Origin of the sequence: Streptomyces collinus Tu 365 (genome assembly GCF_000444875.1) — a bacterium.
Lineage (GTDB): Bacteria > Actinomycetota > Actinomycetes > Streptomycetales > Streptomycetaceae > Streptomyces > Streptomyces collinus_A.
In genome coordinates this window covers 6,643,089-6,661,320 of record NC_021985.1, presented here as the reverse complement: position 1 = coordinate 6,661,320, position 18,232 = coordinate 6,643,089, and the positions used below count along the sequence as shown (strand labels likewise).

Annotated in this window: 18 protein-coding genes; 11 read left to right on the top strand and 7 right to left on the bottom strand. The window is 74.5% G+C overall.

Annotation, left to right across the window (positions count from 1 at the left end; translation table 11 throughout):
- Positions 1–4: 4 nt before the first annotated feature.
- A complete protein-coding gene (locus B446_RS28920; RefSeq protein WP_193384510.1) occupies positions 5–1,573 on the bottom strand; it encodes a carboxylesterase/lipase family protein in 1,569 nt (522 codons plus the stop codon).
- Positions 1,574–1,773: 200 nt separating this feature from the next.
- Here B446_RS28920 and B446_RS28915 point away from each other — a divergent pair, with 200 nt between their 5' ends.
- The 3 genes from B446_RS28915 (at position 1,774) to B446_RS39310 (ending at position 3,738) form a co-directional block, all read left to right on the top strand.
- Positions 1,774–2,379 carry a TetR/AcrR family transcriptional regulator gene (locus B446_RS28915; RefSeq protein ID WP_020942979.1) on the top strand — a complete coding sequence of 202 codons (606 nt, stop codon included), beginning with the start codon at positions 1,774–1,776 and terminating at the stop codon, positions 2,377–2,379.
- On the top strand, positions 2,376–3,407 hold the full coding sequence (locus B446_RS28910) for a DMT family transporter (RefSeq protein ID WP_020942978.1): 1,032 nt from the start codon (positions 2,376–2,378) through the stop codon (positions 3,405–3,407). The genes B446_RS28915 and B446_RS28910 overlap by 4 nt, the downstream gene beginning before the upstream one ends.
- A gap of 127 nt (positions 3,408–3,534) precedes the next feature.
- Positions 3,535–3,738 (top strand): hypothetical protein, encoded by a 204-nt coding sequence (locus tag B446_RS39310; protein WP_020942977.1) that lies wholly within the window; start codon positions 3,535–3,537, stop codon positions 3,736–3,738.
- Between the two features lie 105 nt (positions 3,739–3,843).
- Here B446_RS39310 and B446_RS28900 read toward each other — a convergent pair whose 3' ends face one another.
- A complete protein-coding gene (locus tag B446_RS28900) occupies positions 3,844–4,107 on the bottom strand; it encodes a hypothetical protein (RefSeq protein WP_020942976.1) in 264 nt (87 codons plus the stop codon).
- Positions 4,104–4,967 (bottom strand): isocitrate lyase/PEP mutase family protein, encoded by an 864-nt coding sequence (locus B446_RS28895; protein ID WP_020942975.1) that lies wholly within the window; start codon positions 4,965–4,967, stop codon positions 4,104–4,106. Before B446_RS28895 ends, B446_RS28900 begins: the two co-directional genes overlap by 4 nt.
- Positions 4,968–5,245: 278 nt before the next feature.
- Between B446_RS28895 and B446_RS28890 the strand changes: the two genes are divergently transcribed.
- From B446_RS28890 to B446_RS28875, 4 genes are all read left to right on the top strand, one after another.
- A complete protein-coding gene (locus B446_RS28890) occupies positions 5,246–6,070 on the top strand; it encodes a helix-turn-helix domain-containing protein (RefSeq protein ID WP_043476631.1) in 825 nt (274 codons plus the stop codon).
- Positions 6,067–6,252: a DUF397 domain-containing protein gene (locus tag B446_RS28885; protein ID WP_020942973.1), complete on the top strand. Its 186-nt coding sequence runs from the start codon at positions 6,067–6,069 to the stop codon at positions 6,250–6,252. The genes B446_RS28890 and B446_RS28885 overlap by 4 nt, the downstream gene beginning before the upstream one ends.
- Positions 6,253–6,260: 8 nt before the next feature.
- Positions 6,261–6,890: a VOC family protein gene (locus B446_RS28880; RefSeq protein ID WP_020942972.1), complete on the top strand. Its 630-nt coding sequence runs from the start codon at positions 6,261–6,263 to the stop codon at positions 6,888–6,890.
- A 485-nt stretch (positions 6,891–7,375) separates the two neighbouring features.
- Entirely contained in the window at positions 7,376–8,254 is an 879-nt protein-coding gene (locus tag B446_RS28875; RefSeq protein ID WP_020942971.1) for a GNAT family N-acetyltransferase, read from the top strand.
- Between the two features lie 67 nt (positions 8,255–8,321).
- Here the strand turns inward: B446_RS28875 and B446_RS28870 are convergent, their stop codons facing one another.
- Positions 8,322–9,395, bottom strand: a complete 1,074-nt coding sequence (locus B446_RS28870) for a hypothetical protein (RefSeq protein ID WP_234967573.1) — start codon at positions 9,393–9,395, stop codon at positions 8,322–8,324.
- 105 nt (positions 9,396–9,500) lie between these two features.
- On the opposite strand from B446_RS28870, the gene B446_RS28865 reads away from it, so the two are divergent.
- A complete protein-coding gene (locus B446_RS28865) occupies positions 9,501–9,905 on the top strand; it encodes a VOC family protein (RefSeq protein WP_043479303.1) in 405 nt (134 codons plus the stop codon).
- On the opposite strand, the gene B446_RS28860 is transcribed toward B446_RS28865, so the two are convergent.
- The 3 genes from B446_RS28860 to B446_RS28850 all read right to left on the bottom strand — a co-directional run bounded on the left by B446_RS28860 (position 9,885) and on the right by B446_RS28850 (position 13,217).
- Positions 9,885–10,574: a helix-turn-helix domain-containing protein gene (locus B446_RS28860; RefSeq protein WP_020942968.1), complete on the bottom strand. Its 690-nt coding sequence runs from the start codon at positions 10,572–10,574 to the stop codon at positions 9,885–9,887. The two genes, B446_RS28865 and B446_RS28860, sit on opposite strands and share 21 nt — an antisense overlap.
- 10 nt (positions 10,575–10,584) lie before the next feature.
- A complete protein-coding gene (locus tag B446_RS28855) occupies positions 10,585–11,565 on the bottom strand; it encodes an AraC family transcriptional regulator (RefSeq protein ID WP_020942967.1) in 981 nt (326 codons plus the stop codon).
- Positions 11,566–12,041: 476 nt separating this feature from the next.
- A complete protein-coding gene (locus tag B446_RS28850; protein WP_043476628.1) occupies positions 12,042–13,217 on the bottom strand; it encodes a YihY/virulence factor BrkB family protein in 1,176 nt (391 codons plus the stop codon).
- 130 nt (positions 13,218–13,347) lie between these two features.
- On the opposite strand from B446_RS28850, the gene B446_RS28845 reads away from it, so the two are divergent.
- The 3 genes from B446_RS28845 (at position 13,348) to B446_RS28835 (ending at position 18,220) form a co-directional block, all read left to right on the top strand.
- Positions 13,348–14,985, top strand: coding sequence for an acyl-CoA dehydrogenase family protein (locus B446_RS28845; RefSeq protein ID WP_043476625.1), 1,638 nt, complete (start codon positions 13,348–13,350; stop codon positions 14,983–14,985).
- Between the two features lie 348 nt (positions 14,986–15,333).
- On the top strand, positions 15,334–16,653 hold the full coding sequence (locus B446_RS28840; protein WP_193384509.1) for a helix-turn-helix domain-containing protein: 1,320 nt from the start codon (positions 15,334–15,336) through the stop codon (positions 16,651–16,653).
- Between the two features lie 223 nt (positions 16,654–16,876).
- Positions 16,877–18,220: a hypothetical protein gene (locus tag B446_RS28835; RefSeq protein ID WP_020942963.1), complete on the top strand. Its 1,344-nt coding sequence runs from the start codon at positions 16,877–16,879 to the stop codon at positions 18,218–18,220.
- Positions 18,221–18,232 lie beyond the last annotated feature (12 nt).

The following is an 18,232-nucleotide window of genomic DNA, read 5'->3' as shown; positions in this document are numbered from 1 at the left end:
CGTCTCACCTGCGCCGCGCCCCCACCGACCGGCGCAGGCGGCGGACCGCCGATGCCCGTTCGGCTCCGGGGGGCCGGGCGTCGGAGGCGGGGGTGGGTTCCGGGACTGTGGGGACGGCCGACCACAGGGCGACCTCAGGATCCCGTGGACCGTAGGCGATATGCGGTGGACCGTCGCCGAAGATCCGCACCGGACGGGTGTCGTCCCACGGCTGCCAGCCGGGATCGCCGGTGGCCGCGAACCGCACCCAGGCCGCGTGCATCGCGTCGGCCAGCTCCTGCGGGGCGCCCTCGCCGGCCAGTTTGGCCGACTCCGGGACGTCGCCGGTGTCGAAGACGAAGCCGAGTTCCAGGGCGTGACAGGCGCCGAGGCCGGAGAGGAGGGACGGCCAGGCGAACTCGTAGACGTACGAGCTGCCGGGGCGGGCGTCGGCCAGCCGGTGCAGGGGGATGCGCAGCAGGTGGTCGGTGACCATCTGGCCGACGATCTCGGCGGTGCCGGCGTCGGGGTGCAGGGCGCGGTAGCGGCGGGGCACCTCGTGTCCCGCGTGACAGCGGGCCATGGCGCCGGCCAGGGCGACCGCGCCGAGCCGGTCGACGCGGTCGAGCAGTCCGCCGGGCACGAGCCAGAGCCGGTACTCGTCGCGGGTCCAGCCCATGAGGAGGCCGACGTCCCGGGCGGCCTCGCCGTCGGCGAGGGCGCGCAGCGGGTCGCGGGGTACGAGGTCGCCGTCCTCGACGATGCCGAAGGAGGGGCCGCCGAGGACCGGGCTGCTCAGCCGGCCGATGTCGGCCTGGGTGCGCAGCAGCAGGTCGCGGTCGACGGCGGCGAAGGCTTCGGCGGTGGCGGGGATCTTGAGCCGGTTGGCCATGCGGCGCACCATGCGCCGGACCTTGTCGCGTTCCAGGGTCTCGGGCGGTCCGCTCTGCAGGACCGCGCGCCGCACCAGGCCCTGGGCCTGGGGTGCGGCGATGAGGGCGCCGGCGCTGATCGCGCCGGCCGACTGTCCGGCGAGGGTGACGTTGCCGGGGTCGCCGCCGAAGGCGGTGATGGTCTCGTGCACCCAGCGCAGGGCGGCGAGCTGGTCGTGCAGGCCGGGGTTGGGGGGCGCGTCGGGGAAGAGGCCGAAGCCCTCGACGCCGAGCCGGTAGTTGACGGAGACGCAGACGACGCCGTCACGGGCGAAGGTGCGGCCGTCGTAGACGGGTACGGCCGAGGATCCCCTGGTCAGGGCGCCGCCGTGCAGCCAGACGAGGACGGGCAGCCGGGCGGCGGGGCCGGGTGCGGGGGTCCAGACGTTGAGGTTGAGGCAGTCGTCACCGGCTATGACCGGGTCGGAGAGGTAGCGGGCGAACGCCTCGGAGTAGGGCGGTTTCGGCGGGGTGGGCCCGAAGGCGCCGGCGTCGCGGACTCCGTCCCAGGGCTCGGGCGGCTCGGGCGGCCTGAACCGCCGGGAGCCGAAGGGCGGGGCGGCGTACGGGATGCCCCGGAAGACCGCGATGCCGTGCTCGTAGCGGCCGCGTACGGCCCCGTGGGGTGTGCGGACCACGGGGCCCGTCTGTTCTGCCGTCATCGCCCACCAGCCCTTCGCCGTGCCAGTGCCGTTCACAACAGAGCACCACACCGCACGGATGTATTCCGGTGCACGGACCGTGGGCTGCGCCATCGGGGTGACCGTGGGGTCACGGCGGCCGTCCCCGCGAGCAGTGGGACGGCGGACCCGGCCATGGCTTACATTAGGTAGACCGACCTACCTAGTCATGGGGATTGCGCATGGGTGACACGGGGACGAGTGCGGCGGCGCGCGGGAGGCGGCGGCCGGCCCGGGAGCGTCTGCTGGCGGCGGCCGCCCGGCGCTTCTACGCCGACGGGGTGGCCGCGACCGGCATCGACACGATCACCGCCGAGGCGGGCGTGGCGAAGATGAGCCTGTACAACAACTTCTCCTCCAAGGCCGAGCTGGTGCGGGCCTATCTCGACGCCCGGCACGAGGAGTGGCTCGGCCTCTACCGGGCGCGGCTGGAGCGGGCCCGCGGGCCGCGCGAGGGCGTGCTCGCGGTGTTCGACGCGTACGCCGACCACGCGGAGTGCGCCTACGAGCGCGGGTTCCGTGGCTGCGGTCTGCTGAACGCCGCCGCCGAGCTGCCCGCGGGTGACGAGGGCCGGGCCGTGGTGCGCGCGCACAAGGAGGAGGTCGAGGGGCTGATCGCGGGGCACCTGGCCGAGCTGCTGCCCGACGGGCCCGGCGAGGCGCGTGCGACGGCCGAGCACCTGGCCTTCCTGCTGGAGGGCGCGATGGCCCGCGCGGGTCTGGAGGGTGACGGCGACCGGGTCCGGCACGCCCGCGCGATCGCCGCCGCGCTGCTGGACCGGCTGTGACGGGCGGCGGACGGGGCGGTTCCGCGGGGATCGGCGCGCTGTGCGTGCTCGCCGCCTCCGTGCTGTGGGGGACGACGGGCACGGCGGCCACCTTCGCGCCCGAGGTGGGCCCCCTGGCCATCGGCGCCGTGGCGATGGGCCTGGGCGGGCTGCTCCAGGCGCTGTTCGCCGTGCCGCGGATCGCTCGTCACCGTACGGGTCTGCGTGAGCGGCGCGGCACGGTGCTGCTGGGGGCGGTCTCCGTGGCGGTCTACCCGCTGGCGTTCTACAGCTCCATGCACCTGGCGGGGGTCGCCGTGGGCACGGTGGTGTCGATCGGCACGGCCCCGCTCGCCTCGGCGCTGATCGAGCGGGTCGTGGACGGCCGCCGGCTGACCCGCCGCTGGGCGGCCGCGGCCTCGCTCGGGCTGCTGGGCACCGTCCTGCTGTGCGTCGCCGAGGCCGCGCACGCCGCCGACGGCGGGGGCGGGGGCGGTGCCGGGAGGTCGGCCTCCGCGACGGCGACGCTGCTCGGTGTCGGTCTCGGGCTGGTGGCCGCCGCGACCTACGCCTCGTACTCCTGGGCGGCGCACCGGCTCATCACCCGCGGGATCCCCTCCCGGGCGGCGATGGGCGCCGTCTTCGGCCTGGGCGGGCTGCTCCTGCTGCCGGTGCTGCTGGTCACCGGCGCGCCGCTGGTCGGGTCCTGGTCCAACGCGGCGGTGGGTACGTACATGGCGCTGGTACCGATGTTCACCGGGTACGTGCTGTTCGGCTGGGGCCTCGTCCATGTGCCGGCCAGCACCGCCACCACCCTGTCCCTGCTCGAACCGGCCGTCGCGGCCGTGCTCGCCGTGCTGGTCGTCGGTGAACGTCTGCCCGCCACCGGCTGGTCGGGCGTCGCCCTCGTCATCGTCTGCCTGGCCGTCCTCACCGTGCCGACGAGTGGCGGCCTCCACCGCGGCCGGCGCCTCGCGGCGCGGCACGCCGGTGACGCGGCCCGGCGCGGGTCGGCCCGCCGGACCGCCGGGGCGGACGGCGGCCGGTGAGCGCCCCGCGGGGGCGCCGGCCGACCGGTCACCCCGGCCGGCGCACGAGGCCGCTGCGGGCGCGCCGCCCTTCGCTCGTTCGGGCGGACCGCGGTGACCGCCCCCGGCGGGGGCCGTTCTACCTGGCATGAGCCCCTCCACGCGCGGTGCGGCGGCCCTGGCCGCGGTCGCCGTCGCCCTGGTCACCGCCTACGGCACCGCGCAGGCCGCGAGCCGGACCGTCGCGCCCGCCCTGCGCCGCACCGCCGTGGCCGTGCCCGGCGGCTGGCACGCCCCGCAGCAGGACCGGGACCCCGGCGGGAGCGGCCACCCGAGGCCGGGCGGCGACTGAGCGGTCGCCGGCCCGCACGGGTCGCGCGAAGGGCCGGGCAACCCCGCACGGGTGCCCGGCCCTTCGCGCCCGGCCGAACCTCAGTCCTCGCCGTCCGACCGGACGTCAGTCCTCACCGTCCGACGGCCGCTCGCCGAGCATGGCCTGGATGGCGTCGACGGCGCTGCCGTCGTGGTCGCTGCCGGCCGTGCCGCTGCCGGTCTGGACGTTGGCCGTGCGGTCGACCTCCAGGATGGAGTCGGCGTGCGAGTTGTCGATGACGGTGACCAGGCTGCCGCCGCCCGCCGCGGCGGGCACCGCGGCGGCGCCGAGGAGCGCCGCCGCGATCATCGTGGCGGCCCCGAACCGGGGCCCGGGGCCGGCCGTCACACGCCCACGCCCTCGGGCTGCAGCCGCTCGGGGGCGATGTTCCGCTCCAGCAGACTGGTCGACGCCTTCACACCGACCCCCGCGGACGGGTCCAGCCGGGGCAGCCGGCCGTCGGCCGCCTTCAGGTCGACCAGCGCGGAGTTCATCGCCTCGTGGGCGGCGAACAGACAGGGGGTGCTGTAGATCGCGACATCGACGCCGAGGTCGGACAGCTCACCGAGCGACAGGCGCGGCGACTTGCCGCCGGCGATCTGGTTGAACAGCAGCGGCTTGGTGCCCACCACCTCCCGGATGCGCCCGATCCACTCGACGCTGCGCACCCCGTCGACCAGGACCACGTCGGCGTCGGTCGCGGCGAGCCGCTCCGCGCGGTGCAGGATGTCGTGCTCGTCGGTGGCGTCCGTACGGGCGACGACGACCAGGTCCTTGCGGGTCTGGAGAACCTTCTCCAGCTTCTCCAGGTACTCGTCCAGCGGCAGCACCTGCTTGCCGTCGGCGTGCCCGCAGCGGCGGGGCCGCTTCTGGTCCTCCAGGATGACCCCGGATGCACCGATCCGTTCCAGTCCCTCGACGACGTGACAGGCGACCTCGGGGTCGACGTAGCCGTCGTCGATGTCGACCAGCAGGTGGTGGTGCGGGAACGCGCCCCGCAGCCGCTGGACGAAGGCCACCATGTCCGGCCATGCGATGAAGCCGATGTCCGGCAGGCCGTAGTACGAGGCCGCGAAGCCGAAGCCCGAGACGAACATCCCGTCGTAGTGCTTGGCCGCGATCGACGCCGAGTACATGTCGTACACGCCGATCAGCGGTGTGGTCCCGGGCCCGGCGATCCGCTCGCGCAGCTTGTTTCCGTAACTCAAGGTCCGGCTCCTCCAATGGGTGGGTGGCGCGGGTCCGGGGTCCGGTCCACCGCGCCTCGACGCCCTTTACCAAGACAAGAGCTTCCCTGGGTATTCACATGACCTGTGCTGTACACCCGCTTTACTCACCCCGTTGGCGCAACAGGTTCACCGCAGAAACGTCACTCGGGGAGCCGTCCCCGCCCCTGAGGAGAAGATTTCGGCATTCAGGCACCTCGCGTCACGCACGGTGTCCATCATGGGACGGTACGTACGCGAGCGGCTGGGAGTGCGACCGCATGGGCACGACTCGACGGGCACGGAAGAACGCCTCGGCGCTGAAGATGGTGGGCGCACTGCTCGCCCTCCACCGCGAGGCCGCCGGGTACACCCAGAGCGCGCTGGGGCAGCGGTCCGTCCTGGGCGAGGAGATGATCGCGTCGATCGAGCAGGGCAGACGGCCGCTGAAGCCGGATGTCGCCGAACAGCTCGACGAACTCCTCGACACGAAGGGCACGTTGTCGGTCGCGGTGAGCAGGATGCCCGAGGTGGACCTCGTCCCGATGTGGGCGGAGGAGTTCCTGGACCAGGAGCGGGAGGCCATCGCCATCTCGTCGTACGAGAACCAGGTGGTGCCGGGGCTCTTGCAGACGGAGGCGTACGCGGAGGCGGTGTTCCGCAGCCGTGTCCCGGTTTACCCGGACGACGGTGTCGTGCAGTTGGTCCAGGCCCGGATCGACCGTCGGGCGATCCTGCACCGCAGGCAGCCGCCGATCACCTGCTTCGTGATCTGGGAGCCGGTGGTGCGGGCGCCCATCGGGGGCAGGGACGTCTGGACCGAGCAGCTGCGGCATCTGCTGGCGTGCTCCGAACTGCCGGGTCTCATGCTTCAGGTACTGCCGCTGGAGCGCGTGACTCACGCGGGACTCAACGGCCCGTTCGTCCTGCTGGAGACGCCCGAACACCAGCGGCTGGCCTATGTGGAGACGCAGCGCGGCAGTCAACTGATCGCTGACCCTGATGAGGTGGGGATCCTCACGCAGAAGTGTGCGATGCTGCGGTCACAGGCCCTCACGCCCGAGGACACGAGGGAACTGCTGGACCGTCTGCTGGGAGAGCGATGAGTGGCACGGCACTGAAGTGGGTCAAGTCGAGCTACAGCGGTGACGAGGGCGGCAACTGCGTAGAAGTGGCCTCCGAGCCCACCTCCGTCCGCGTCCGCGACTCCAAGACCCCCGCCTCCCCTCACCTCACGGTCACCCCGGCGGCCTGGGCCGCGTTCCTGAAGCTGCCCGGCAGGGGCTGAGGCCGGGTATGGGCCGGATTCCGCCGCTGCTCGACCACCTCGTGCTGGCCACGCCCGAACTGGCCGCGACCGTCGCCGAGTTCGAGCGGCGGACGGGGGTGACGCCCGCGCCCGGTGGGGTGCACGTGGGGCTCGGCACCCGCAACCACCTGGTGTCGCTGGGCGGGCGGAGCTATCTGGAGATCATCGGGCCGGACCCGGAGCAGCCGGAGCCGGTGGAGCTGCGGCCGTTCGGGGTCGACCGGCTGGCCGGGCCGCGCACCGTGACCTGGGCGATCAGCCCGGCCGATCTGGACGCGACGGTCTCCGGGGCCCGCGAGCGCGGTCACGATCCCGGGCCGGTGCACCCGATGAGCCGCCGGACGCCCGACGGCACCCTGCTGCGGTGGCGGCTGACCGACAGCGGCACCGCGCCCCACGGCGGGCTGGTCCCGTTCCTCATCGACTGGGGTGACTCGGTGCACCCGACCGGCTCGGGGCTGCCCGTCACGCCGCTGCTGGAGGTCCGGGCCACCGCGCCCGACCCGGCCGGGGTGCGGCTCGCGCTGGCCGCGCTGGGCACCGAACTCCCGGTGAGCGAGGGGCCGTTCGCGCTGTCCTTCACCGTGGAGACACCACGGGGTCCGGTGACCTTCTAGGGCCTGTCGCGAAGATCGATCAAGGTCGTAGCGATCAAGAAGCGTGGGGTGTGGAGATCTGAAGATTCCGGGTCCCCCTGGATGTACTTCTTCGACAGGGGCAGCAGGACTTCATCGAATGAGGCTGCACTGACAACCAGCCCTCACAGACCACGACGTCGAACTCGCCACCACCTACACCGGCAAGAGCGCCAAAGCCAAGGCGCAACGGCTGGCCGGCGCGTTCGCAACCTGGTGGGACGGCGACGACGGTGACGGAACGGCCTGGAACCTCATCGTCAACGCCGAGTGGCTGTGACCACACACGCATACCGCCTCTTCGTTAATCCGTTGCCCAGAGGTCCGTCAGCCGGCTAGGTTCACCCAGCCGCCCGCATCGGTGCAGGCCGGCGCTGTCGATGAGGAGGTGTGGAGCACATGCGCACGAGTGCCCAGGAGTTGAGCTCGCGTACTGACCTGTGCCACCTCCTCACGACGGAGACACCTTGTCCCTTCGCATCACCCCACTGACCGACCCCACCTGCGGGCCGCACGGCCGGCGTCTCGCCTGGCTGGCGTCGGACGCGGACTCCATCCCTGCCGGGACCGCCTTCTTGCGCCTGCTCGACGGCGGACAAGAGCATCTGGCCGAGCTCGACCTCTGCGTTCATCCTGCGGAGCGCCGCAAGGGCGTCGGCTCCCGGCTCCTCGACACCGCCGTGACCACCGCCCGGGACAACGCCCGACGCCGCGTCGTCGCACAGGCAGAAGCCGGATCGCCCGGCGACCGCTTCCTGGCGGCGCGCGGTTTCCGGAAGGTCCTCACCTTCAGGTACACCCGCCTGGCAATGGCCGAGGTGGACACCACCGTCCTCGCTGGGATCGTCGAGCGTCCTCATCCCGGCTACCGGCTGACGTCATGGCAGGGAACCGTCCCCGACGACCTCGCCCAGACGTTCGCCGCCTCACGCCGCGCCATGGACGACATGCCCATGGACGACGCCGAGTACGGCACCGTGGCCTGGGACGTGGACCGCGTGCGGGCCGCGGCGAAGGCCGTCGAACAGCGAGGCGACCACCTGCACACCGTTGTCGCCATCGACGCCTCCAACGGCTCGATCGCCGCCTTCACCGAACTCGTCATCCCCGGCAACGGCGCAGGTGACGGCCAGCACTACGGCACGGGCGTGCTGCCCGAGCACCGTGGTCACGGCCTCGGCCGATGGATGAAGGCCGAGTCGATCCGACAGGCCCACAGGGACTATCCGGACCTCGATGGCCTCCTGACCGACACCGCCGACAGCAACGCGCACATGCGACGGATCAACGACGGTCTCGGCTACACACCCACGCACACGACACACCAGCATCAGCTCGACCTCTAGCAGAGAGCGGACAGGCCGGGCCGGGGGCATCACCCCGCCCGGCCTGTCCGCGCTTCCGATACACGCCCTAGCACCGTTCGTCCCGCAGCCGGTCGTAGACCGCGCGCAGCCACGGCCGGCGGACCTCGGGGAGCCGGGCCAGCGTGCGCAGGAACACCCACCGGTCGGGGCGGAACATCCAGTTCGGGTGGGCCGGCAGCGGGTCGTCGCGCCGTACGTCCCGGGGCAGCCCGCCGGTCACCGGCAGCAGCGACCGGTCCTGCGGGAAGGCCAGGCCCAGCCACACGTCGAGGGGCAGCGGTACGGTCGCCGGTTCGCCGGGCGGCCGCCACGGGTCGCCGGTCCGGGGGTGCACCGGGACCACGACGATCTCCGCGCCGGTGGGCACGGGCAGGCCGGGCCCGGCCAGGGACAGCGTCCGCGCCGGGCGTCCGGGCGGGAGCAGCAGGGTCAGGGCGCGGCCGAACATGTCGGAGAGGAGTCCCGCGGGCAGGGCGACGGGTTCGCCCGCCGAGGCGGCCAGCAGGTGGGCGAGTGCCGCTCCGGCGGACGCCTCCCACTGGGGGCTCCAGCGGCCGGGCTGTTCGACGGGGGGTGTGCCGCGCTCCTCGGCGAGCAGGGTGGTCCAGTCGGCGGTCCGGGGTTCGGGTCCCGGGACCCGTCGCACGGCGGTCGGGTCGAGCCAGACGGCCTGCCAGATCGAGCAGTCGTCCATCCGGGTCGCCACCGCCCGGCCGCAGCTCTCGCAGGCGAGGTTCGGGCCGTCGCGGCCGTCCAGGCCCAGGCAGTAGCCGTCGCACCGGCCCGCGATGAACACGGTGGCGCGGGTGTCGCCCGGCGCGACGACGACCGCGCCCGGCGGTCCGGAGGGGAGGGAGTGCACCGGGGCGAACACCCCGAGGGCCGCCGCCGCCTCTTCCCCGACCTCGGCCCAGGGCCGCCAGGGTCCGCCTCGGGGTTCCGGGTCGACCGCGTAGGTGCCCGGCTCCATCAGGGCGGGCAGCATCTCGTGCCCGTAGTGGTGGTGGGCACGCACCGGAAACGCCACCCGGGTGACGGGAGCGGTCAGTTCCGTACCGCACTCCCCGCACACGAACATGTCGGCCAACAGCCACTCCCCGTCCTCGGACAGTCGGATCATCGTGACGGCGGTGGGGGTGCGCAACCGGTTATGCGACGTGCGGGCCGCGCCGCCGTGTCCGATTCGTTCAAGACCGGCCGCTGGTGGCGGCCCTACGGTGCGGTCATGACTCCACGATTCGCCGTGATCGGCGTGGTGGCCTCCGATCTGGCCGCCTCGCTCGCCTTCTACCGTCGCCTCGGTCTGGTCTTCCCGGACGGGGCCGAGGAACAGCCTCACGTCGAGGCCGAGTTGCCCGGTGAGCTGGTGCTCGCGCTGGACACCGAGGCGACCGTCCGGTCGTTCCATCCCGAGTGGCGGGCGCCCGCCGGCGGGGGGCGGGTCGCGCTCGCCTTCCGGTGCGGTTCGCCCGGCGAGGTCGACGCCGTGTACGAGGATCTGGTGGGCGCCGGGTACCACGGGGAGCTGAAGCCGTGGGACGCGTTCTGGGGGCAGCGCTACGCCACCGTGCACGATCCCGACGGCAACGGCGTCGACCTGTTCGCGCCGCTAGCCGCCGGGGCCGAGTAGCGCGCCGAGCGTGGTGCCCGCGAGTTCCCGGACGTCGCGGGCCAGGTGGGGCTGGTCGGCGTAGCCCGCGCGGGCCGCGGTCTCGGCGTACGGGACGCCGGAGCGGGCGAGCGCGAGGGCGCGCCGCAGGCGCAGGATGCGGGCCAGGGTCTTGGGACCGTAGCCGAACGCGGTCAGCGAACGGCGGTGCAACTGGCGGGCGCCGATGCCGAGTTCGTCCGCCGTCGCGGCCACCGGGCGGCCCGCGTCCAGGCGTTCGACGAGCAGGCGCAGGAGCGGGTCGGGGGGCGCGGCGCGGGCGGCCAGGTCCAGGGCGATGTCCTCCAGGGCGGTGGCGGGGTCGGATGCGGCCGCGAGGCGGTCGCGCAGGCGCCGGACCCGGTCGGCGGGCCACAGGTCGGTCAACTCGGCTCGGGTGTCGCGCAGTTCGTGCGCGGGGACGCCGAGCAGGGTGGGTGCGGTGCCGGGGTGGAAGCGGACGCCCGCCCAGGCGCGGGGCGGCCCGGCGGGGACGTGGGCGCGGGTGTCCGGGCCCGCGACCAGCAGCCGGCCCTCGCTGTACAGCAGGTCCATGCAGCCGTCGGGCAGCACCGGGCGGACGGCGGGGTCCTCGGGGGTGCGCCACCACACCACCGCGCCGGTCAGCCGGGACGGCCGCTCCTGGTACACGTGGGCCAGGCTACGCCGCCCGGGCGCGGTGTTCCTGGGGGCTGACGCCGTAGACCCGTTTGAAGGCGCTGGAGAGCGCGAACGCGCTGCCGTAGCCGACCTGGCGGGCGATGGCGGCCAGGGTGTCGTCGGTGTCGCGGAGGCGGTCGGCGGCCAGGGCGAGGCGCCAGGCGGTGAGGTGGGTCATGGGCGGCTCGCCGACGAGTTCGGTGAAGCGGCGGGCCAGGGCGGCGCGGGAGACGCCGGCCTTGGCGGCGAGCGCGGACACCGTCCAGGGGTGGGCGGGGTCGTCCTGGATGAGGCGCAGCGCGCGGCCCACGACGGGGTCGGCGAGGGCCCCGTACCAGCCGGGCGCGGCGGCCCCGGGGCGGGAGAACCAGGCCCGCAGGGCGCTGATGACGAGCAGGTCGAGCAGGCGGTCGAGGACGACCTCCTGGCCGGGTTCGTCGCGGACGACCTCGTCCATGAGCAGCGGGACGAGCGGGCTGGGCCAGGTCTCGGCGGGGAGGGTGAGCAGGGGTGGCAGGGCGTCGAGGAGACGGCCGCTGATCTCGCCGCGCACGAGGTAGGTGCCGATCAGCATGACGGTGGGGGCGTCGGGGCGGTCGCCCCAGGTGCGGACGCCGAGGTCCATCGAGCCGTTGAGCGGGCGGCCGTCGGGGTGGTGGCACGCGCCGCCGGGCAGGATCAGCGCCTGCGGGGCGGTGCCGGGGGCGTCGGCGCAGGTGTAGGGGGCGGGGCCGCGGGTGATGGCCAGGTCGCCGGGGCGCAGCCGGACCGGTTCGCCGTCGCCGTCGGCGTCGTGGGTGATCCAGGCGTCGCCGCGTGCCATCAGCATGACCGTGAGCGGGGCGCGGTCCTCCACGCGGACCGCCCAGGGCGGCTCGAAGCAGGCGCGGATCATGAAGGCGCCACGGGCCCGGGGGCCGTCCAGCAGGCTGGCGAGGGGGTCCCCGCGCGAGGGGGTGACCGGGCCCGGAGGAGCGTCCATGGGGTCAGGGTAGAGGCGCGGGCCGGGGCGCGGGCGCCGGGTGGGCGGAACCGCCGGGGCGGTGCCGTTCGCGGGCGGAGCCGTTGCCGTGCGGCACGCTCGCGGGCCGTGCCGGGCGGGCCGAGCCGCCGGGGGCGATGCGGTACGGGGGCGGCGCTGCGGTGCTTGTGTGGTGGTGCCGGCGACGACGCGTCGGTGGCGGCGGGGCGTGGGGGGGCCGTGTTGGCGGTCGTGCGTGGCCGGTGATGTGCGGGCCGTGGTGCGCGGGTGGTGGTGCGCGGGGTGGCCATGCCAGCAGTCATGCGCGGGCGACGGTGCGCGGTTGGCTGTGCCGGCGGTCGTGCGCGGGCGGTCGTGCGCGGGTGGTGGCGCATGGGGGGGCGTGCCGGCGGTCGTGCGCGGGTGGTGGCGCATGCGGGCCGTGCCGGCGGTCGTGCGTGGGCGGTGGGGCGCGGGTGGCCGTGCCGGCCGGGTGGTCACCTGCCGGGCGGGCGGGTGTCGCCTTCGGGGCCGCCGGCGCCGTGGTCCTTGTGCGCGTGGTGGTGGGGGTTACGGGCGTGGGTGCGCAGCCGGGCGGTCACGTCCTCCGGGGGGAGGAAGCGGGACCAGCGCTCGGGGAACTCGGAGGGCATGTCGGGGTCGTCGGGGTCGCTGTCGCGGGCGGCGGCGGCGCGGGCGACGTACTCCGCGACCTGGGCCTCCAGGACCCGTTCGTTGGCCGCGCGGGCGGCGCCGGTGGCGGCGGCCGGCCAGACGCGGTCGATCGCTGCGTTGACGGCGGCGCCGACGAGCACGGCGAAGGCGGACACGCCGATCCACAGCAGGACGGCGACCGAGGCGGCGAGTGAGCCGTAGATGGTGGCGCCCTCGATCGTGCTGGTCAGGTAGATGCGCAGCAGGAAGCTGCCGAGGACCCACATGGCGAGGGCGACGAGGGCGCCGGGCACGTCCTCGATCCACGGGGAGCGGACGGGCACGGACACGTGGTAGAGCGTGGTCAGGAAGACGATGGACAGCACGATGACGACCGGCCAGTACAGGACCTGGACGACCGTCGCCGACCAGGGCACGACGCGCACCACCGCGTCGGGTCCGGCCACCATCAGGGGCAGCGCCACCGAGCCGATCAGCAGGGCCACGATGAACAGCAGGAAGGACATCATCCGGGTCTTGACGATGCCGCGGACGCCGTCGAGGCCGTACATGACGGTGATCGTGTCGATGAAGACGTTCACCGCGCGGGAGCCGGACCACAGGGCGAAGAGGAAGCCGATGGAGATGACGTCGGGTCGGCCGCCCTTCATCACGTCGTGCAGGATCGGCTCGGCGATCTCCTTGACGCCCCGGTCGGACAGGACCGTGCGGGAGGCGTCCAGCAGGTTGTGCTCCAGGCTGGCGATGGTGTCGGCGCCGGTCCAGGCGTCCACGTAGCCGAGGAGGCCGATGAGGCTCAGCAGCAGGGGCGGCACGGACAGCAGGGTGAAGAACGCCGCCTCGGCCGCGAGGCCCAGGATGCGGTATTCCATGCAGGAGTTGACGGTGTCCTTGAGCAGCAGCCAGGCGGTCCTGCGCTTGGAGACGTTGCGGTAGAGGGCTCTGGCCCGGTGGAGCCGGCCCGGGGGCCGCTCGGGGGTTTCACTTCCTGGCTGCACGATCCAACCGTATCCGCCGGACCGGGCCCGCCTCACCTTCCGGTGCCGGTGGACGGGCCGGGCGCACCGGCGGGCGCGCTGTGCCACTCTGGATGCCAGCATCGCCGCGATCCCGGGTAGGTTCGCAATCATGGCAGGCAACTCGACCCACACCGTGACGAACCAGCCGCCTCCGCTGGTGGCCTACGACGTCTTCACCGCCGACCGGGCCCTCGTGGAGGCCGTCGAGCGGCACACCGCGGCGGACACGCTGGACGAGGTGCGTGCCGAACTGGCGGCGCTCGGGACGTCGGCGGGCGCGGCGCAGGTGCAGGAGTGGGGTGCGCTCGCGAACGAGTACCCGCCGCGGCTGCGCACCCACGACCGGTACGGCCACCGGATCGACCGGGTCGAGTTCCACCCGGCCTGGCACCGGATGCTCGGCAAGGGGGTCTCGGCGGGGCTGACGGCCGCCTGGACGCGGCCCGCGGGGCATGTGCGCCGGGCGGCCGGTTTCCTGGTCTGGACGCAGGTCGAGGCGGGCACCTGCTGTCCGCTGTCGATGACGCACGCGGCGGTGCCCGCGCTGCGGGCGGATCCGGAGCTGGCGGCCGAGTGGGAGCCGCTGCTGACGTCCACGATCTACGACCAGGACCTGCGGCCGGCCGCGTCGAAGGCCGGCGCCCTGTTCGGCATGGGCATGACGGAGAAGCAGGGCGGCAGCGACGTCCGGACGAACACCACCGGGGCGCGGCCGCTCGCCGAGGCCGGGACGTACGCGCTGACCGGGCACAAGTGGTTCTGCTCGGCGCCGATGTCGGACGGCTTCCTGGTGCTCGCGCAGGCCCCTGACGGGCTCACCTGCTTCCTGGTCCCCCGGGTGCTGCCGGACGGCACGCTCAACACGTTCCTGATCCAGCGGCTCAAGGACAAGCTGGGCAACCGGTCCAACGCCTCCGCGGAGGTCGAGTTCGACGGCACCTGGGCCCGCCGGGTCGGCGAGGAGGGGCGCGGGGTGCGCACCATCATCGAGATGGTGGCCGCGACCCGGCTGGACTGCGCGCTCGGCTCGGCCGGCCTGATGCGGCAGGCGGTCGCCCAGGCCGTCCACCACTGCGCGCACCGGGAGGCGTTCGGCGGGAAGCTGATCGACAAGCCGCTGATGCGCAACGTGCTGGCCGATCTGGCGCTGGAGTCGGAGGCGGCGACCGCGCTGGCGCTGCGGCTCGCGGCCGCCCACGACGACGGCGGCGAGCAGGAGCTGGCCCTGCTGCGCCTCGCGGTGCCGGCCGCCAAGTACTGGATCACCAAGCGCTGCGCGCCGCTCGCGGTGGAGGCCGCGGAGTGCCTGGGCGGCAACGGGTACGTCGAGGAGTCGGGGCTGCCCCGGCTGGTGCGCGAGTCGCCGCTGAACTCGATCTGGGAGGGCGCGGGGAACGTGCAGGCGCTGGACGTGCTACGGGCGCTGCGGCGCGAGCCGGGCGCGCTGGACGCGTGCCTCACCGAGATCGGGCGGGCGCACGGCGCCGACCACCGGCTGGACCGTGCGGTCAAGGACCTGTTCACCGAACTCGCCCACCTGGACGGGGTCGAGGCCCGGGCGCGGCGCCTGGTGGAGCGGCTCGCGCTGGTGCTCCAGGGGTCCCTGCTGGTGCGGTACGCGCCGCCGGCGGTGGCCGACGCGTTCTGCGCCTCCCGTCTCGGCGGCGACCGGGGCGCGGCTTTCGGCACCCTGCCGTCGGGGCTGGACCTGGCGTCGGTGGTGGAACGGGCCCGGCCGGTGCCGTAGGCGGCGGCGCGGGTCCCTGCGGAGGGCGGGCGCCTGCCCGGGGCGCGTGCCTGCCGGGGGCCGGCGGCCGGAGCGTCTGCGGCTGGACTGCTTGCGGCTGGGGGTGGTGCTGCGCCGACACGGCACCACCCCCGCCTCATGGGCCCGTTGAAGGGCACGAAACGCCGCCCGGGGGCGGCGTCGTGGTCAAGTCTCGGCCACTGGCGGGTGAATCGCCAGGGTTGCAGGGGGTTGCAACTTGTCGGTGACGGTGGACGGAGTGCGTGCCTCCGGCCCGTGCCGGACGGCACTATGGGAGGCACGGCCGGACCGGAAACCGCCGCCCGGACGGCTTGACAGTTGTGTTCGATGCCTTTTCCCGGGAGGACCCCAGTGGTGAACCCGCCGGTGAACGTGGCGCGCCTGGCCGCCGTGGACGCGGCGCAGGCGGCGCGGGTGCTGCACCAGGTGCGCGAGGCGACGCTGTCCGGACGACGTGCGCGGATCGCGCCGCGCCCGGTGATCGAGCAGTCCTGGGGGCGGATGCTGCGCGGCGGCGTCGACCCCGACCGCGACGTGCGGTCCCGGCCGCTGTCGGCCGAGGAGGTGCGGCGCAGACGGGAGGAGTCGCCGCTCGGGCGGGTGCTGCCCGTGCTGCGGCAGGGGCTGCTTTCGGTCGCGGACGCCGACGCGCACATCATGGTGGTCGCGGACGCCGAGGGACGCGTCCTGTGGCGGGAGGGCTCCCCCGCGGTGCTGCGCAAGGCCGACGGGCTCGGGTTCGAACTCGGGGCCGACTGGCGCGAAGACGTCGTCGGCACCAACGGCGTGGGCACGGCCGCGGTCGTGCGCCGGCCCGTGCAGGTCTTCGCCGGTGAGCACTTCGTGCGCACCCACACCTCCTGGACCTGCGCGGGCGCCCCGATCACCGATCCCCGGGACGGCAGCCTCCTGGGCGTGGTGGACGTCAGCGGCCCGCTGGAGACCATGCATCCGGCGACGCTCGCCTGGGTGGACGCGGTGGCCAGGCTCGCCGAGGCCCGGCTGCGGGAACTGCACCGGGACTCCCTGGAGGGGCTGCGGGCGGTGGCGGCGCCGATACTGGCCCGGCTGGACGGCGGGGCGCTGGCGGTGGACCGGGACGGCTGGACGGCGGCCGTCACGGGGATGCCGTACGTGCGGCGCGTGTCGCTGCCCAGGTCGCTGACGCCGGGCGCGCACCGGCTGCCCGCGCTCGGCACCTGCGCGGTGGAGCCGCTGGCCGGCGGCTGGCTGCTGCGTGCCGCCGAGGAACCGCCGCCGGCCACCGGCCTGAGGGTCGAGCTGGATCTGGGCCGGGCGGGCCGCACTTCGGTGACGGTGACGGGGACCGCCGGCTCCTGGTCCCGGGAACTCAGCCCCCGGCACGCGGAGTTGCTGTACCTGCTGGCCGAACACCGCACGGGGCGCGGTGCGGCGGCACTCGCCGAGGACCTGTTCGGCGATCCGTCCCGCACGGTCACCGTACGGGCGGAGATGTCCCGGATCCGCCGCTATCTGGGGGAGGTTCTGCGCCACCGGCCCTACCGCTTCCGGGAGGACGCGGAGGTCGAGGTGCTGCTGCCCGAGGACCCGCGCGACCTGCTGCCCCGCTCGACGGCACCGGCGGTCGCGCGGCGCAGGGCGACGGCCGGGGCCGGGGCCGGCTGACGGGACGGGCGCAGGGGCGGCCCGAGGGGCGGGCCGAGGTGCGGCCCGAGGCGCGGGCGGAGGGGTGTGCGGGGCGGTCCGTTCCGTGCGCGTGCCTTCCGCATATTTGCGGGTCTTGGCCCCACGGCGCCCGTTACTGCCGTAGCATCCCTATGGGCCTCCCCACCTGCTCCTTGGTCAACTCACGGACCACCAGGCGCAGTTGGCCCGCTCGGGAGGAGACATGAAGCAACGCGGCAGACACCGCAGACGCAGGCGGGGCGCGGCTCTGCGCGCGGTCCTCGCCGGGGCCGCGCTGGCGCTCACCGCGACCGCCACCCTGATCAGCGCCTCTCAGGCCACCGTCGCCGCGAACCCCGGCGCGCTGCGGCCGCTGACCTCCCGGGCGGACACCGCCCCGCTGCGGCTGCGCGAGCACCTCGTGCCCGCCCGCACCCTGAACCGGCTCGCCGCCTCCATGGGCCGCCCGGTCGGCGTGGACGCCGTACTGCGCAGCGCCGACCGCTCGCTGCGCCAGGGCGCCGGCTGCGGTTCCGAGGACCGCGAGACCCTGCCCGTCGCCCCGGCCGTCACCCGCGCCTACTGCTGGGACCGGGCCGACACCGCGGACACCGCCTGGCAGCCGGCCTCGGTCACCACCTCGGGGGACGCCGACGACGACGGCGTCTGGGGCAGCCACCGTGTGATCCTCACCGGCTGGACCCATGACACCGCCACCGGGCCCGCCGCCGAGCGGGGCCTGGCCAGGGTCGCGTTCGTCGACGCCGACGACCCGCGGCACCCCGTCTACCGCTGGGTGCTCCTGGTGGTGCCGGTCGAGGGCGGCCGCGACTACCGCGCTCTGGCCTCCGGGGTCTCCGGGATGGTCTGGTACCAGGACAAGCTGCTGGTCACCACGCGCGGCGGCAGCGCCGACGCGCTCTACGTCTACGACCTCGACCGCATCCAGCGCACCACCGCCGACCGGGCCGCGATCGGCCGCGTGCACGGCGGCTGGTCGGGCGGCGGGTACCGGTACGTGATGCCCGCCGTGGGCTCCTACCGCTTCACCGCCGGCCGCTGCGGCGCCTCGGGGCCGCCCTGCCCGGCCGGGCTGTCCCTGGACCGCGGCACCGCGCCCGACAGCCTGGTGGCGGCCGAGTGGACGGCCCCGGGCAGCGAGCGGCGCGCACGGCTGTGGCGGTACGCGTTCAGCACCGACCCCGCCCGCGAGGGACTGCTCGCCACCGGCGCCGCCGGGCGGGTGGACCCGGTCGAGGCCTACCGCACCCGGGCGACCGGGATCCGGGGCGTGCTGTCGTACCGGCGGCCCGGGGCGGCCGGCCCGTCCTGGTATGTGGGACACGTGTCCGCGAACGGCGGGGACACCGACGGTCACGGCGGCCTCTGGCGGCAGGACCGCAAGGGCGCGAAGGCGGACCGCTGCGGCTCGGACGCCTCCCACCGCTGCTGGGCCCAGGGCCCGGGGGCGCTGTCTTACTGGCAGGAGACGGGCGAGGTCTGGTCCCTGTCCCGGCGGATGCTGTTCGCGCTGCCGCTGGCCGCGCTGGACCGGACGCTGGACTGACCGGACCGAACC

Excerpts from the sequence above, each read along its gene's own strand:
- B446_RS28920 (WP_193384510.1), bottom strand. The coding sequence starts at position 1,573 with ATGACGGCAGAACAGACGGGCCCCGTGGTCCGCACACCCCACGGGGCC.
- B446_RS28915 (WP_020942979.1), top strand. The coding sequence starts at position 1,774 with ATGGGTGACACGGGGACGAGTGCGGCGGCGCGCGGGAGGCGGCGGCCG.
- B446_RS39310 (WP_020942977.1), top strand. The coding sequence starts at position 3,535 with ATGAGCCCCTCCACGCGCGGTGCGGCGGCCCTGGCCGCGGTCGCCGTC.
- B446_RS28890 (WP_043476631.1), top strand. The coding sequence starts at position 5,246 with ATGGGCACGACTCGACGGGCACGGAAGAACGCCTCGGCGCTGAAGATG.
- B446_RS28885 (WP_020942973.1), top strand. The coding sequence starts at position 6,067 with ATGAGTGGCACGGCACTGAAGTGGGTCAAGTCGAGCTACAGCGGTGAC.
- B446_RS28880 (WP_020942972.1), top strand. The coding sequence starts at position 6,261 with ATGGGCCGGATTCCGCCGCTGCTCGACCACCTCGTGCTGGCCACGCCC.
- B446_RS28870 (WP_234967573.1), bottom strand. The coding sequence starts at position 9,395 with ATGATCCGACTGTCCGAGGACGGGGAGTGGCTGTTGGCCGACATGTTC.
- B446_RS28865 (WP_043479303.1), top strand. The coding sequence starts at position 9,501 with ATGACTCCACGATTCGCCGTGATCGGCGTGGTGGCCTCCGATCTGGCC.
- B446_RS28855 (WP_020942967.1), bottom strand. The coding sequence starts at position 11,565 with ATGGACGCTCCTCCGGGCCCGGTCACCCCCTCGCGCGGGGACCCCCTC.
- B446_RS28845 (WP_043476625.1), top strand. The coding sequence starts at position 13,348 with ATGGCAGGCAACTCGACCCACACCGTGACGAACCAGCCGCCTCCGCTG.
- B446_RS28840 (WP_193384509.1), top strand. The coding sequence starts at position 15,334 with ATGCCTTTTCCCGGGAGGACCCCAGTGGTGAACCCGCCGGTGAACGTG.
- B446_RS28835 (WP_020942963.1), top strand. The coding sequence starts at position 16,877 with ATGAAGCAACGCGGCAGACACCGCAGACGCAGGCGGGGCGCGGCTCTG.